Origin of the sequence: Streptomyces sp. NP-1717 (assembly GCF_022695985.1) — a bacterium.
Taxonomy (GTDB): domain Bacteria; phylum Actinomycetota; class Actinomycetes; order Streptomycetales; family Streptomycetaceae; genus Streptomyces.
In genome coordinates this window covers 1-13,725 of the sequence record NZ_JAAPBF010000045.1, presented here as the reverse complement: position 1 = coordinate 13,725, position 13,725 = coordinate 1, and the positions used below count along the sequence as shown (strand labels likewise).

The following is a 13,725-nucleotide window of genomic DNA, read 5'->3' as shown; positions in this document are numbered from 1 at the left end:
ACCCGTACCTGTACCCGTACCCGTACTCGTGCCGGCGTCGGCGTCGGCGTCGGCGTCGGCGGACGCACCCGCGAGCCGACGTCGCCTCCCTGGTCCTGGCGCTCGCCGGGAACCCCGCCGAACTCGGCCTGCTCCGCACCAACTTCCGCACCGCGGACCCGGCAGCCCTCGCGGCGTTCAAGGCGGCCTTCCTCTCCGACGGCACCGACGACGAGTTCCTGACCTTCCTCAACACCTTCCAGCCCGACGAGAATTTGGACGTCGGCACCTCCGACGACCGTGCGCAGGCCGCGACATGGGGCCGCATCCCGAAGACGTACATCCGCCTGACCGACGACACGAGCCTGCCGCTCGCCCTCCAGGACCGGCTGATCCGCGAGGGCGACGAGCTGACGCCGGACAATCCGTACGACGTCCGCACCCTGCCGGGCAGCCATCTGAAGTGGCTGACCGACCCGGCGTCGGCGGCCCGCGTCCTGGGCGAACTCGCCGCGCTCCTCAGCTGAGGCTGTCGCCCCAGCCGCCCTGGATCATCGTCTGGAACGCCCACTCCCCGTTCCTCTTGATCAACACATCGGCGTAGCGCAGCTGTTGGGTCTCGCCCGCGGCCGTCGTCATCGTGGAGTCGGTGAAGACGACGGCCATCGCCGAGGTGAGGAAGACGGGCGTACGGACGGAGTCGAAGGACAGGTCGCCGTCCGCGCCCTCGCCCATCACCTGGGTCATCGTCCCGATGAACTGCTCCCTGTCCCACTGGGCCGAGGCCCCGTCACCGGCCGCGTTGTCGCTGACGAGATTGAGCGGGAAGACGGCGAGGTCCGCCATCCGCGCGATGTCCCGTCCGGCGCTGTGGGCGTCGTACTCGGCGAACCACGCCTCGACGGAGGCGAGTTCGTCCTGGGTGGGGGTGTAACCGGTGTCGGGCAGAAGGGGCATGCGCTGTCTCCCGTGGCTTTATTGGTCAAGCTTGACTAGATCCCTCGCTCGAAGCGTATGCCCGTTGCGCCAACTAGTCAAACTTGATTAATAAGCCACGGGACGCGTAGCTGGCCGATGGCCCGACAGTCCTCGGACTTGTCGAATATCGATATGCTCCGCTACCTTGCCCATATCGAAAATCGATAGGACGGGGATGCGATGAACACGCGACTCACAAGGACACTGGCCTCGGTCACCTATGCGCTGGCCGTGCTCTGCGGGCTCGCCTTCCTCGGTACGGGGGCCACGCACATGCTCGACGACGGCGCGGTCTGCGTGGGGACGGACTTCTGGCGCAATGCCTCGCTCGTGGACGGTCTGCCGATCGGCAAGGGCGTCGACGCGTCCAGCAGCGCCGCGACCCTCTGCCAGGACAGTCCCTCCGTGGGGCAGCGCGCCGCCGACCTCGGGCACGAACTGCCCTGGCTGCTGTTCGGCTTCCTCGCGCTGCTGCTCTTCTCCCGGCTGCTGAAGACCGTTGTGGCGCAGGGGCCGTTCACCGACGCGGTGGCCCAACGGCTCACCGTCCTCGGCTGGTTCGTCGCCGTGGGCACGCCACTGGCCGGTCTCGCCGTCGGGTGGTCGCAGTCCTGGCTCGTCGGGAGCATGGCGCCGACGGTGGGTTCCGGGCCCGAGATCACCGGGCCGACGGTACTTGTCCTCGCGGGCCTTGCCGCAGTGATCATGGGGAAGATAATGGGCGAGGGAGTGCGTATGCGAGAGGACCTCGAAGGGACCATCTGATGCCCGAAGAGGAACTTCACTCGATCCGGATCCACCTCGACCGGATCCTGGCCGAGCGCGGGATGACGCTCACCGAACTGTCCGCGCGGGTGGGCATCACCGTCGTCAACCTGTCGGTGCTCAAGAACGGCCGGGCCAAGGCGATCCGCTTCTCGACTCTGTCGAGGATCTGCGACGTGCTCCAGTGCCAGCCGGGAGACCTGATCACGCACGACCCCTCCGAGCCGGACACTCTGTAGCCCCGCGCGCTACTGCCAGGCCGCGGTCTCGGGGTCGATGCCGTGGGCGCGCGCACTCGCGTCGATGATGCGGCGGAACCAGGTGGCGAGGCCGGCGTGGATGCCGTTGTAGTGGGCGGCGAACGCCGGTTCGGCCTCGTACCTGCGGCCGAGGCAGACCTGCATCTGCCTGGTCAGGGGAAAGTACGACGCGAAGACCTCGCGGTGCCGCTCGACGAGTTGATTGGCTGCCGGGCTGCCCGGTGCGACTCCGGCGTCCATCGCATCCGCGAGGTCGCGGTCGAGGCCGGCGACGGCGTCGGCGACGGCCCGCCATTCCTCCGGGCCCCGAGCGGCCGAGCGTTCGGCGTACTGCGACCACTGGGCTGTGTCCCCGTACCGCTCACGGGCCTCGGCGGGCCAGTCCGGATTCCACCGGGGGCCGAAGACCGCGGCCTGCTGCTCGGCGGTCAGCAGCAGACCGCGCTCATGGGCGTCGATCATCCGGTCCAGTCCGGCGCCGAGCCGCTGGAGGCGGTCGATCCGTTCGGCGACCTGGGCGCGCTGTGCGCGCAGCGCGCCGGGCACGTCCGCGGTGGAGTCGTCCAGGACGGTCCGAATCCTGTCGAGGCCGAGACCGATCTCGCGGTAGACGACGACGCGGTGCAGGCGTTCCAGATCGGCGGCGGTGTAGAGCCGGTATCCGGCAGCCGTACGCAGCGACGGCCGCGCCAGAGCGATCTCGTCCCAGTGGTGCAGCGCGCGGACCGTCACACCCAGACGTGTGGAGACCTGACCGACGGTCAGGCCGTCCGCTACGGCGTCGGGGCCGGGGTCCGTGGCGTCAGGCATGTTCCTCATTGTCGCCGCGACCGGCGTCGGGCGCGGTGATCCCGACGGCCGCGAGGTTCCGCGCCTCCTGACTCTCCGGATCGAAGGGCTTCGCCGCGGTGAAGACGATCCGGGCGTTCTCGGGGGTGATCACCTCCACGTCGCGGGTGTTCCAGGGGGTGTCCCGCGGACCGTCGACCGAGTCCGGGCGCAGCGCACGGCAGTCCTCGACGAGCGGGTCGACCTGGCCGAGCATGCACGCGAAACCGAGGCCGATCGCCGGTGGCTGCTCCGGAACGCTCTCCGCCGCCACCAGGAGTACGTCCTGGAACGCCCACCGGCGCAGATGCACCAGCGTGCCGGGGATGCCGAACAGCTCGAAGAAACCGAGTCCGCGCACCCAGAAGTCCACCGACGCCGTCAGATCGCTCGTGGGGATCGTCACGAACGCGGGCATTCCGTAGATGCCGCGGAACGGCTCCGGCGGGACCGCGTCGGGGCCGGGAGTGGGTACGGGACTCGTCTCGAACGCGTTGTAGTAGTCGCTCATGTGCCCCACCTTCGGGCCTCACGCGACGTGAGGGTCAAGCCGGTGGCTTCGCGGCGTCGCCGGGCCCTGTTCCTGGGTGATGCGTGCACGACATAATTTTCCGCATGGTCACAGACAGCGGTACAACTCCCCCCACCCGTACTGGACTTGGACGCAGAGGGATCCTCGCCGGCGCCCTCGCGCTCTCCGCAACCGCGCTCGTCGGCGCGGGCTCCGCCACAGCGACGGCGGCAGCCGGGACCACCAGGGCGAGGCGGGCGCTCGCCCCCTCCGACTGGCTCGCCGGGATCGGCGACTCCACCCCCGTACAGCGGCTGACCCTTCCCGGCACGCACAACTCCGGCGCGCGCAGCGGCGGTCTGTACGTCGCGTGCCAAGGGACCACCATCGCCCAGCAGTTGAACACCGGGGTGCGGTTCCTCGACGTGCGGTGCCGGGCGTTCGAGAACGCCTTCCCCATCCACCACGCCGCGTTCTACCAGAACCTCAACTTCGACGACGTGCTCACCGCGTGCCGCGACTTCCTCCAGGCGCACCCCTCCGAGACCGTACTGATGCGGGTCAAGCAGGAGTACTCGACCGAGAGCGACGCGGAGTTCCGGCGGATCTTCGACACCTATCTGGACGGCAAGGGCTGGCGTTCCCTCTTCCGGCTCGACAGCGGCCTGCCCACGCTCGGTCAGGCCCGCGGCAAGGTCGTGCTGCTCGCCGACAACGGCGGGCTGCCCGGCGTGCGGTACGGGGACGGCGGACTGTTCGACATCCAGGACGACTACCAGGCCGAGCCGGGCGCCAAGTACCCCAAGATCGCGGCCCACTTCCGCAAGGCGGCGCAGCAGCCGGGCAAGCAGTTCATCAACTTCGTCAGTACGGCGGCCCTGCTGCCGCCCCGCTGGAACTCCGACCGGCTGAACCCGCAGGTCCACACGCTGCTCGACGGGTCGGAGGGCGCCGGCTGGCGCGGGCTGGGCATCGTGCCGCTGGACTTCCCGGAGACGCGGGCAGGGCTGGTGGACTCACTGATCCGGCACAACGGCTAGCCGTTTCCGGTGCGCGGCGTAAGGCCGATCTACACTCGCGGGCATGGCATGCCGCATCAGTGAACTGGTCATCGACGTCGCCGACCCCGAGCGGCTCGCCGTGTTCTGGAGCGAGGTGCTCGGCTACGTGGAACTCGGCCGGGAGACGGACGGAAGCATCGAGATCGGGCCGCCGGACATCGGCTTCGGCGGCCCGCAGCCCACCCTCGTCCTCAGCCCGAGCAGCGACCCGCGGAGGGGGAAGCTCCCGCTGCACATCGACGTCAACGCCACCGACCGCGACCAGGCCGCCGAGCTGGAGCGGCTGCTCGCCCTCGGCGCGAGGCCGGTCGACGTCGGCCAGGACGGCACCGAGAACTGGCACGTCCTGGCCGACCCGGAAGGCAACGAGTTCTGCCTCCTGCACCGCAGACTCCCGCCCCTCTGACCCCTCCGTACGTTCCGCGCGCACGCGGGTCGCGGTCCACGGCGTCGGCGCGGACCGGTCAGGCCCTCGTCGCGCCCGCCGGGCCGGACGGGGGAGGGGTGGACGCGCCCGGGATGCGGATCGCGGCCACCGTGCCGCCGCCCGCCGCCGGGCGGAGTGCGATCTCGCCGCCCGTCTGCTGCACCGTGCGCGCCACGATCGACAGGCCGAGGCCCGAGCCCGGCAGTGCGCGGGCCGACGGGGAGCGCCAGAAGCGTTCGAACACGTGCGGGAGTTCCTCCGCCGGGATGCCGGGGCCGTGGTCCCGTACCGTCAGCTCGCCCCGCTCGCTCAGCGCGACTTCCACGACCGCGCCCGGCGGGCTGAACTTCACCGCGTTGTCGAGGACGTTGACCAGCGCCCTCTCCAGCGCCGCCGGTTCGGCCCGTACGTACCAGGGGCGCAGCGCCACCTCTATCGTCAGGTCCGGCCCGCGCAGCCGGGCGCGTTCCAGGGCGCTCTCGACGATCGTGTGCAGCGCGACGACCTGGAGCGGGCCGGGGTCGGGGGCGTCCGGGCGGGACAGTTCCTGGAGGTCGCCGATCAGTGAGGCCAGCTCCGTCATCTGCGCCTTCACCGACGCCATCAGCGCCGTACGGTCCTCCGGGGGGATCGCGCGGCCGGTCTCCTCGCTGCGGGCGAGCAGTTCGACGTTCGTGCGCAGCGAGGTCAGCGGCGTACGGAGCTCGTGCCCCGCGTCGGCGATGAGCTGCGCCTGGCGGTCGCGGGAGGAGGCGAGCGCCGCCGTCATGGAGTTGAAGGAGCGTGAGAGACGGGCGATCTCGTCCTCGCCCTCGGCCGGGATGCGCAGGCTCAGATCCTCGGTGCGCGCGACGTGCTCGACCGCGCGGGTCAGTCCGTCGACCGGGCGCAGACCGGTCCTGGCCACCCAGAGCCCGGCCGCGCCCGCCCCGACGACACCGGCGCCCGCGACGGCGGTCAGCAGCAGGGCGAGCCGGTTGAGCGAGGCGTCGATCTCGTCGAGGGGGCGGGAGACGGAGACGGCTGCCTGTGCGCCGGCCGGGCCGAAGGGGACGCGCTGGGTGTGGACGCGTACCGGGGCGCCCTTCTCGGTGGTGGAGTCGTGCAGGGTGTCCTGCTGCGTGCCCCGGGCGACGGCGACGTCGGACGGCTGGACCTTCACCGGCTGCGAGGAGGCGTCCACGCAGCGGTTGCCGTCGCGGCCGACGACCTGGACGTAGGCGAAACCGGTGTTGGACGGCTCCGGAGGGGACTGGCCGAGGGCGCACCGGCTCAGCGCGTCCCGCACCAGGTTGTCGGGGGCCGAGGTGTTGCGGAGCGAGTTGTCCAGCTCCGACTCCAGCTGGGCGCGGGTCAGCAGCCAGCAGGCGACGGCCGCCGCCGCGACGGCCACGGCGACCGCCGTGGCGACGAGCATCGCGAGGCGGGAGCGGAGCGGCAGCGTACGCAACCGCCGGGCGAGAGAGGTCACTCGGCGCCGCCGTGCCCGCCGGGGGCTGAGCCGGGACCGTGCCCGCCGTCGGCGCGCAGCGCGTAACCGACCCCGCGCACGGTGTGGACCAGCCTCGGCTCGCCACCGCTCTCCGTCTTGCGCCGCAGGTACATCACGTACACGTCCAGGGAGTTGGAGCTGGGCTCGAAGTCGAAGCCCCAGACGGCCTTGAGGATCTGCTCCCGCGTCAGAACCTGGCGCGGGTGGGCCAGAAACATCTCAAGGAGGGTGAATTCGGTACGGGTCAGCTCCACCCGGCGCGTGCCCCGCGTGACCTCGCGCGTCGCCAGGTCCATCCGCAGGTCGGCGAAGGACAGGACGTCGCCCTCCGGCGGCTCGCCGCCCGCCGACCCCGCGTACGAACTGCGCCGCAGCAGCGCGCGGATCCGCGCGAACAGTTCGTCCAGCTCGAAGGGCTTCACCAGATAGTCGTCGGCGCCCGCGTCGAGCCCGGTGACCCGGTCGCCGACCGTGTCGCGTGCCGTGAGCATCAGGATCGGCACGGTCGATCCGCCGGCGCGCAGCCGTCGGGCCGCCGTCAGCCCGTCCATGCGCGGCATCTGGATGTCGAGCACGATCAGATCGGGCTGGTAGACGGCGGCCTTGGTGAGGGCGTCGACACCGTCGACGGCGACCTCGGTGCCGTACCCGTCGAAGGCGAGGGAGCGCTGGAGCGCCTCACGGACGGCGGGCTCGTCGTCGACGATCAGGACGCGTTGCGGATCGCCTTCGGCGGGGCTCATGTCGTCGCTCTTTCTCTGAACGGCTGCGGAAACCGGGAGGAGGCACGGGTCTCTGACACTTCAGCCTCGCACGTCAGCCGTGTACTAGTCGCTGTTCCCGGCGCGCAGCTCGCTCAGGTCGGCCTTGACCGTGTTGACCGGGATGGAGAAGCCGAGCCCGACACTGCCCGCCGACGAGCTGTCGCCGCCGCTCGCACCGCTCGCCGAGAACATGGCCGAGTTGATGCCGATGATCTCGCCGTTCATGTTGATCAGGGCGCCACCGGAGTTGCCCGGGTTGAGCGACGCGTCGGTCTGGATCGCCTTGTACGTGGTGGTGGAGGAGCCCGTGTCGCCGTTGAACTGCTGACCGCCGAACTCGAACGGCCACTGGCCGCCCCCGCCGCCCTGCTGTTGCCGCTGCCCTTGGCCCTCGTCCTTCGACACGGTGACGTCCCGGTCGAGCGCGGAGACGATACCGCTGGTCACGGTCCCGGTCAGCCCCTCGGGCGACCCGATCGCCACGACCTCGTCGCCGACCTTCACGCTGTCGGAGTTGCCGAGCGCCGCCGTCTTGAGCCCGCTCGCGCCCTGGAGCCTGATGAGGGCGAGGTCCTTGTCGGGGCTGGTGCCCACGACGTCGGCGGTGTACGTCTTGCCGGTGCTGAGCTGCACCTTCACCGTCTGCGCGCCCGCGATGACGTGGTTGTTGGTGATGATCTCGCCGTCGCCGGTGATGACCACACCGGAGCCGGTGGACTGCCCGCTGCCGGACGACGCCTGGATCTCCACTATGGCCGGGGAGACGGCCGCCGCCACACCCGCGACCGTGCCCTTGCTGCTCTGCGAGACGGTCGTACCGGTGACGGTGCTCGCGGCGGTGCCGGTGGAGTCGTTCGTCAGGGTCGACGTCAGCGCGGCCGTACCGCCGCCGACCACGGCCGCGACGAGAGCGGCGGCGGCGAGCAGCGCGCCGGGCCGCCCGGCGCGACGGGCGTGACCGGGGGAGTGCGCGGGTGCGGCGGCTCCCCAGCCCCAGGCGGCGTGCCCGGGCTGCGCGTGGTGGGTCTGCGCGTGATGACCACCGGCTGCGGGTGCGGTTGCCGGTGCCGGTGAGTACGGGGGCGGCGGCGGGTATGCCCGACCGCTGCCGAAGTCCTGCTGGTGCGCCTCTTCGTCGCCGCTGCGACGCTGGTTGTCGGTCATGTCATCGACAATCCGCCCGGCAGATGAGAACTGTCTGAGTGCCTGCTGAGAACCACGGCAAAATCCCGTATGCCCCATATAAAGGTCGCGGGGATGATCTACCGGGATGGGGTGTCCCTCGTGTCTCGCCGGTATGCGATGAACCGCTCCGCGAGGCGGGGCCCCGGTAGATCACCACCGAGTGCGCAGGATCCCCATGGGCATCTTGCCGCGCGGCGGGTGACCCGTATCCGTAGCAACGTCCGCAGGGAACGGAACATCGGCAGGTCAGACGCCACAACGACCGCCGCCGTCGGTGGGCCACCACACCGCCCATACCAGCTTTCCCACGCCGACCCGGTCGGAGACACCCCACGCGTCGGCCAGCGCGTCCACGATGAGGAGCCCGCGCCCGTCGCACGCGTCCAGCTCTGCCGCCCGGCGGCGCGGTCGCTGGGTGGACGCGTCGTGAACCTCGATCCGCAGGCCGTCGGGAGCGGGACGGCCCATCGGCAGAAACCGGGTCTCGATCTCTCGGCCGGACGGCAGGCGCGCATGCCGCACCGCGTTCGTGACCAACTCCGACAGCACGAGCGCACCTCCAGAGTCGACAGCCCCCACCCGGCGAGCGCCTTGCGCAACTCAAGGCGGGCCAACCCCGCGGCACTCGGATGCCGCCGCCACCGGAGTACCACGGCCCGTCGTCGACATGCCCCATCAGCCGACCTCCCCGACCTCGTGAGCGACAAGCCACGCTTCCCGCCTGCGTCGTCGGCGCATCCGATTCCTCGATCGCTCCCACCGCTCGAACTCGGTCCGTACGCACGGCTGGAACAGCGTGCGGTGCTCGCCGCCCTGCTCGACAAGACAACCCGGGCCAAACGCCACCACCGACCGAAGCCTGTCGAAGTGCCGCCCCACGGCCGGAACTTGACTCGGGGATGCCGGGCCCCGTCGGAATCGTCCCGCCCCCGGGATCAGGCGACGCGACAACCGCTCGAAGAGTCGAGCGACGACCTCACTCATTGACCACTCCCCTCTGGTGCGGTGTCCGTGCGCGCCGAGGTGCGCCGTACCTCCGCCTGGCTGAGATGTACGATTGCGAGAACCGTACTGCTATTCACGAAAAGCGGCAAGATTGGCCTCGACGGGAAGGCCCGGCCGAGTCGCTTACTGTGTAAAGCGGCAAGGTCGGATCCCGTCAGCAGCACAGGAGGACGTCATGAGTGCCGGTGCCTGGGTCAGTACCTCGATGCCGTATCTGACGTCACGGCCTGCGGGACAACCCGACGCGTGGGGCGCCGAGTCGGCGGCGCGCGGGCGGCGGGGTGGGCAGCGGATCGTGGAGGCCGGGGAGGTGGGTGCGTCCGGTGAGGTGGCTGAGCTCTTGGGGGTCGCCCCCGGCGAGGCCGTCGTCGTAAGACGACGGGTGATGGTCCTGGACGACGTGCCCTGCGAGCTGACCGACACCTACTACCCCGCGACCATCGCGCGCGGCACACGCCTCGCCCGGACGGCGAAGATTCCCGGCGGTGCCGTCACCCTCCTCAACGAACTGGGGCACACCGGCGTCCGCGTCCGGGAGGATGTGAGCGCCCGGATGCCCGACGAGGACGAACGCGCAGCCCTGCGTACCGAGCCGGGCGAGCCGGTGCTGCGGCTGGTTCGGGTCACCTTCGACAGTGCGGACCGGCCCATCCAGGCCGACGTGATGACCATGCCCGCGCACCGTCAACGGCTGCGCTACGAGCTCGACATCGAGATCGGGACCGGACGATGACCGTGCCACCGCGCGACGAGGAGAACGGGTACGACCGCCGTTCCCTCCACCAGCGCATCGCCGCCGATCTGCGCGACGAGATCATGACCGGGGACCTCGCTCCCGGCGCGAGCCTGCCGTCGACCGTACGGCTCAAGGAGCGGTTCGGCGCCTCGAACGCCACCGTGCAGAAAGCACTGCAACTCCTCAAGAGCGAGCGGCTGGTCGTCGGGCGCGCGGGCGCCGCCGTGACCGTACGGGAGCACCGGCAGTTGACCGTACGGCCGGCCTCCTCCATGGCCCCGGCCGCCGCCGGTGACACCTACCCGTGGCTCGCCGAGACCGCGAAGAGCGGCGGGGAGGCCCGGAGTACCCTCCTCGCAGTCGAGGAGACGACACCCCCGGCGGACGTCGCGGCGGCCCTGCGCCTGCCCGCCGACGGCACGGTCTTTCTCCGGCATCAGGTGCTCACCCTCGACGGCGCCCCGGTGGAACTGGTCCACGCGTACTACCCGCCGCACATCGCCCGGGGCACCCCGCTCGCCGAGAACCGCCGGATCAGGGGCGGAACTCCCACCCTGCTGACCGCGCTCGGCCACCCGCCCCGGCTCAGCGTCGACCACGTCTCCGCACGCATACCGACGCAGGAGCAGTACGAAGCGCTTCGGCTGCCCGGCGACCTGCCCGTGCTGCGGACGTTGCGCGTCGTGTACGGCGCCGACGAGCAGCCCGTCGAGGTCACCGTGATGGCCAAGGCAGGCCACCTCTACGAGCTGCGGTACGAGTTCACACCTGGGTGATCACGGCTGCGAACGCCCTCAGAAGCAGCCGCACGAGCGCCGCACGATCAGCGCCGACGGGAACTGCTTCACCCGTTCCCTGCGCGACCCCGCCACCCGCAGCCCGTCGTCCAGCACCAGATCCACCGCGGCCCGCGCCATCGCCGGCCGGTCCGAGGACACCGTTGTCAGCGGTGGGTCCGTCAGCCCGGCCTCCTTGACGTCGTCGAAGCCGGCCACCGCCAGCTCGCCCGGAACGTCGATCCGCAGCTCGCGCGCCGCCCGCAGCACACCGATCGCCTGGTCGTCGGTGGAGCAGAAGATCGCCGGCGGCCGGTCGGGCCCGGCCAGCAGCTTCAGCGCCACGTTGTAGGCGTCGTACCGGTTGTAGAGCGCCTTGAAGAGCCGCCCCTCCGTCGAGAGACCGGCCTCCCGCATCGCCCGCCGCCAGCCCTCGACGTGGTCGGTCACCGGGTCACCGACGACCGGCGTCGACTCCACGCCGCCGAGGCATGCCACGTACGGATGACCGTGCTCCAGCAGATGCCGGGTGGCGAGCTGCGCGCCGCCGATGTCGTCGGTGACGACGGCGACGTCGTCGATGCCCTCGGGCCGCTCGTGCAGCAGGACGACGCGGGCGTCCCACGCCTCTATCTCCGCCGCGGCACGCTCGCTGGGGCCCTGGCTGACCAGGATCAGCCCGGACACCCGCATACCGAGGAAGGCCCGCAGATAGTGGACCTCGCGCTCGTTGCGGTAGTCGGAGTTGCCGACGAGCACCATCTTTCCGCGCTCGGCCGCGGCCTGTTCGACCGCGTGCGCCATCTCCGCGAAGAACGGCTGCCGCGCGTCGGGCACGACGACCCCTATGAGGTCGGTGCGCCGCGACGCCATCGCCTGCGCGACCCGGTCGGGCCGGTAGCCCAGCTCCTTGATCGCGGCGAGTACACGCTCGCGCGTGGCCGGGGCGACCGGCCTCGGTCCGTTGTTGATGACATAACTGACGACCGCGGTCGAAGTCCCCGCCAGTCGTGCCACGTCGTCCCGCGTCACCTTGGCCACGCGCGGCAGTCTACGCGTGGTGACCTACCTCCTGGCAGGCCGTACGGCGCCTTCTCGTCCCTCGGACATGTCGGCCGCGTGCGTGGCGTCGTCGGACGGGTCCTCCACGGGCCCCGCGGCCTTCGCCTTGGCGGCCGCCTCGGCGATGGCTTTCGCCTTCGCCTCCTCCGCCGCGCGCTCGACCTTCTCCGGCGTGACGAAGCGGTATCCGACGTTGCGGACCGTTCCGATCAGCGACTCGTGCTCGGGGCCGAGCTTCGCGCGCAGCCGCCGTACGTGGACGTCGACCGTCCGCGTACCGCCGAAGTAGTCGTAGCCCCAGACCTCTTGGAGGAGCTGCGCCCGGGTGAAGACCCGGCCGGGGTGCTGCGCCAGATACTTGATCAGCTCGAACTCCTTGAAGGTCAGGTCCAGGACCCGCCCCTTCAGCTTCGCGCTGTAGGTCGCCTCGTCCACCGAGAGATCACCGTTGCGGATCTCCATCGGGGAGTCGTCGGTCGAGATCTGCTGGCGTCCGGTGGCCAGCCGCAGCCGCGCCTCGACCTCGGCCGGGCCCGCGGTGTCGAGCAGGACGTCGTCGATGCCCCAGTCGGCGGTGACGGCGGCGAGGCCGCCCTCGGTCACCACGAGGACCAGCGGACAGCCGGGTCCGGTGGAGCGAAGCAGCTGGCAGAGCGACCGCACCTGGGGCAGGTCGCGCCGGCCGTCGATCAGGATGACGTCCGCGCCCGGCGTGTCGACCAGGGCCGGTCCCTCGGCCGGGGCCACCCGTACGTGGTGCAGAAGCAGGCCGAGAGCGGGCAGCACCTCCGTCGACGGCTGGAGGGCGTTCGTGAGCAGCAGCAGAGAACTCATCGCCGCCCACCCGCCCGGGTCGGACATCCGTCATGCGTCTGCGTCATTGGCTCGCCCATTACGTCGGTTCCTCCTCGGTCCCTGCAAGGGGGCACCTCCCACACCCGGAAGCGCGGGGGCGTATGTGGCATCGCCTTCCGTCCCGCGCTCGCGCCCCGGGTCGGAAAGCGCAAAAGGACCCGGGGGCTACATTGCCCGGATCCTCTTCCGGAGCAGAATAACCCACATGTGCTCAGTGTCAGAGGGGGGAAACAGCGGGTCATCGCTTTTCCGCCCCCCTCCCGAGGCGGCGGATGCCGTGGCGGGGCTGGGGATCGGCCATCATGGAGGGCCGACGGAATCCGACGGGAAAATTGCCGAGAATTAGATGGAGGAGTACGCCATGGCAGCGGGGATCATCCGCTACTGGGCCGCGGCCAAGGCGGCGGCGGGCATCGCCGAGGAGCCCTACGCGGCGGACACCCTGGCCCAGGCGCTGGACGCGGCGCGGGACCGGCACCCCGGTGAGCTGGTCCAGGTGCTCCGGAGGTGTTCGTTCCTCGTCGACGGTGACCCCGTCGGCACCCGCGGGCATGAGACCGTACGGCTTGCCGAGGGCGGCACGGTCGAAGTGCTCCCGCCGTTCGCAGGAGGGTGAGCAGCCGAGCATGAGCGACGACCAGTACGACGACCAGTACGACGGCCAGAACCGGTACGACGGACAGGGCCGGTACGACGGACAGCACCGGTACGAGGGGCAGCAGGGTTACGGCGGAAGTTACGGCTCCGGGCCGTACGGGCAGCAGCAGTACGGCGTACCGCGACCGGGCCGGCCGTCCGAGCCGTATCAGCAGCAGTACCAGCCGCAGGCCCCGCAGCAGCAGCCGTACCAGGCACCGCACCAACACCAGCCCCACCAGCAGCAGCCGTACCAGGAACCGTCCAACGGGCAGGACGCGCAGACCTGGGAGGGCCAGACCTGGGACACGCAGTACCAGCCGCAGGTCGGGTACCAGCAGCCGCAGCCCCCCCAGCCGGCCGCCGCCGACACGGCCTATCTGCCGCAGCAGTCCGGCGCCCACC

The 13,725-nt window shown here is 70.8% G+C and carries 16 protein-coding genes and 2 pseudogenes; 9 read left to right on the top strand and 9 right to left on the bottom strand.

Annotation, left to right across the window (positions count from 1 at the left end):
* Positions 1-77 precede the first annotated feature (77 nt).
* A pseudogene (locus GXP76_RS12740) lies at positions 78-506 on the top strand (alpha/beta hydrolase); the annotation flags it as partial.
* Here GXP76_RS12740 and GXP76_RS12735 read toward each other — a convergent pair.
* A complete protein-coding gene (locus tag GXP76_RS12735) occupies positions 499-936 on the bottom strand; it encodes a nuclear transport factor 2 family protein (RefSeq protein ID WP_242571613.1) in 438 nt (145 codons plus the stop codon). The pseudogene GXP76_RS12740 and the gene GXP76_RS12735 sit on opposite strands and share 8 nt — an antisense overlap.
* A gap of 201 nt (positions 937-1,137) precedes the next feature.
* Here GXP76_RS12735 and GXP76_RS12730 point away from each other — a divergent pair, with 201 nt between their 5' ends.
* Together GXP76_RS12730 and GXP76_RS12725 are read left to right on the top strand one after the other, a co-directional pair.
* Positions 1,138-1,722, top strand: a complete 585-nt coding sequence (locus GXP76_RS12730; RefSeq protein WP_242571612.1) for a DUF2975 domain-containing protein — start codon at positions 1,138-1,140, stop codon at positions 1,720-1,722.
* Positions 1,722-1,961 carry a helix-turn-helix transcriptional regulator gene (locus tag GXP76_RS12725; protein ID WP_242571611.1) on the top strand — a complete coding sequence of 80 codons (240 nt, stop codon included), beginning with the start codon at positions 1,722-1,724 and terminating at the stop codon, positions 1,959-1,961. Before GXP76_RS12730 ends, GXP76_RS12725 begins: the two co-directional genes overlap by 1 nt.
* Positions 1,962-1,970: 9 nt before the next feature.
* On the opposite strand, the gene GXP76_RS12720 is transcribed toward GXP76_RS12725, so the two are convergent.
* Together GXP76_RS12720 and GXP76_RS12715 are read right to left on the bottom strand one after the other, a co-directional pair.
* Complete coding sequence (locus GXP76_RS12720; RefSeq protein WP_242571610.1) at positions 1,971-2,792, bottom strand: MerR family transcriptional regulator; 822 nt, start codon at positions 2,790-2,792, stop codon at positions 1,971-1,973.
* Positions 2,785-3,321 (bottom strand): VOC family protein, encoded by a 537-nt coding sequence (locus GXP76_RS12715; protein ID WP_242571609.1) that lies wholly within the window; start codon positions 3,319-3,321, stop codon positions 2,785-2,787. Before GXP76_RS12715 ends, GXP76_RS12720 begins: the two co-directional genes overlap by 8 nt.
* A gap of 104 nt (positions 3,322-3,425) precedes the next feature.
* Between GXP76_RS12715 and GXP76_RS12710 the strand changes: the two genes are divergently transcribed.
* On the top strand, positions 3,426-4,361 hold the full coding sequence (locus GXP76_RS12710) for a phosphatidylinositol-specific phospholipase C (RefSeq protein WP_242571608.1): 936 nt from the start codon (positions 3,426-3,428) through the stop codon (positions 4,359-4,361).
* Positions 4,362-4,404: 43 nt separating this feature from the next.
* Positions 4,405-4,788: a VOC family protein gene (locus GXP76_RS12705; RefSeq protein ID WP_242571607.1), complete on the top strand. Its 384-nt coding sequence runs from the start codon at positions 4,405-4,407 to the stop codon at positions 4,786-4,788.
* Between the two features lie 58 nt (positions 4,789-4,846).
* Here the strand turns inward: GXP76_RS12705 and GXP76_RS12700 are convergent, their stop codons facing one another.
* The 4 genes from GXP76_RS12700 to GXP76_RS12685 form a co-directional block, all read right to left on the bottom strand.
* Entirely contained in the window at positions 4,847-6,280 is a 1,434-nt protein-coding gene (locus tag GXP76_RS12700; RefSeq protein WP_242571606.1) for a cell wall metabolism sensor histidine kinase WalK, read from the bottom strand.
* Positions 6,277-7,044: a response regulator transcription factor gene (locus tag GXP76_RS12695; protein ID WP_242571605.1), complete on the bottom strand. Its 768-nt coding sequence runs from the start codon at positions 7,042-7,044 to the stop codon at positions 6,277-6,279. Before GXP76_RS12695 ends, GXP76_RS12700 begins: the two co-directional genes overlap by 4 nt.
* A gap of 84 nt (positions 7,045-7,128) precedes the next feature.
* On the bottom strand, positions 7,129-8,229 hold the full coding sequence (locus tag GXP76_RS12690; protein ID WP_242571604.1) for a S1C family serine protease: 1,101 nt from the start codon (positions 8,227-8,229) through the stop codon (positions 7,129-7,131).
* A gap of 267 nt (positions 8,230-8,496) precedes the next feature.
* The gene (locus tag GXP76_RS12685; protein WP_242571603.1) at positions 8,497-8,799 is read right to left on the bottom strand and encodes an ATP-binding protein; all 303 of its coding nucleotides are present in this window, start codon (positions 8,797-8,799) and stop codon (positions 8,497-8,499) included.
* A gap of 631 nt (positions 8,800-9,430) precedes the next feature.
* Between GXP76_RS12685 and GXP76_RS12680 the strand changes: the two genes are divergently transcribed.
* Positions 9,431-9,988 carry a GntR family transcriptional regulator gene (locus GXP76_RS12680; protein WP_242571602.1) on the top strand — a complete coding sequence of 186 codons (558 nt, stop codon included), beginning with the start codon at positions 9,431-9,433 and terminating at the stop codon, positions 9,986-9,988.
* Positions 9,985-10,767, top strand: a complete 783-nt coding sequence (locus GXP76_RS12675) for a GntR family transcriptional regulator (RefSeq protein ID WP_242571601.1) — start codon at positions 9,985-9,987, stop codon at positions 10,765-10,767. Before GXP76_RS12680 ends, GXP76_RS12675 begins: the two co-directional genes overlap by 4 nt.
* 18 nt (positions 10,768-10,785) lie before the next feature.
* Here the strand turns inward: GXP76_RS12675 and GXP76_RS12670 are convergent, their stop codons facing one another.
* Both GXP76_RS12670 and GXP76_RS12665 read right to left on the bottom strand, forming a co-directional pair.
* Positions 10,786-11,808, bottom strand: a complete 1,023-nt coding sequence (locus GXP76_RS12670; protein ID WP_147876589.1) for a LacI family DNA-binding transcriptional regulator — start codon at positions 11,806-11,808, stop codon at positions 10,786-10,788.
* A gap of 24 nt (positions 11,809-11,832) precedes the next feature.
* On the bottom strand, positions 11,833-12,663 hold the full coding sequence (locus GXP76_RS12665; RefSeq protein ID WP_242571600.1) for a response regulator transcription factor: 831 nt from the start codon (positions 12,661-12,663) through the stop codon (positions 11,833-11,835).
* 382 nt (positions 12,664-13,045) lie between these two features.
* Between GXP76_RS12665 and GXP76_RS12660 the strand changes: the two genes are divergently transcribed.
* Both GXP76_RS12660 and GXP76_RS12655 read left to right on the top strand, forming a co-directional pair.
* Positions 13,046-13,300 (top strand): MoaD/ThiS family protein, encoded by a 255-nt coding sequence (locus GXP76_RS12660; RefSeq protein ID WP_242571599.1) that lies wholly within the window; start codon positions 13,046-13,048, stop codon positions 13,298-13,300.
* A gap of 10 nt (positions 13,301-13,310) precedes the next feature.
* Positions 13,311-13,725: pseudogene (locus tag GXP76_RS12655) on the top strand (hypothetical protein); the annotation flags it as partial.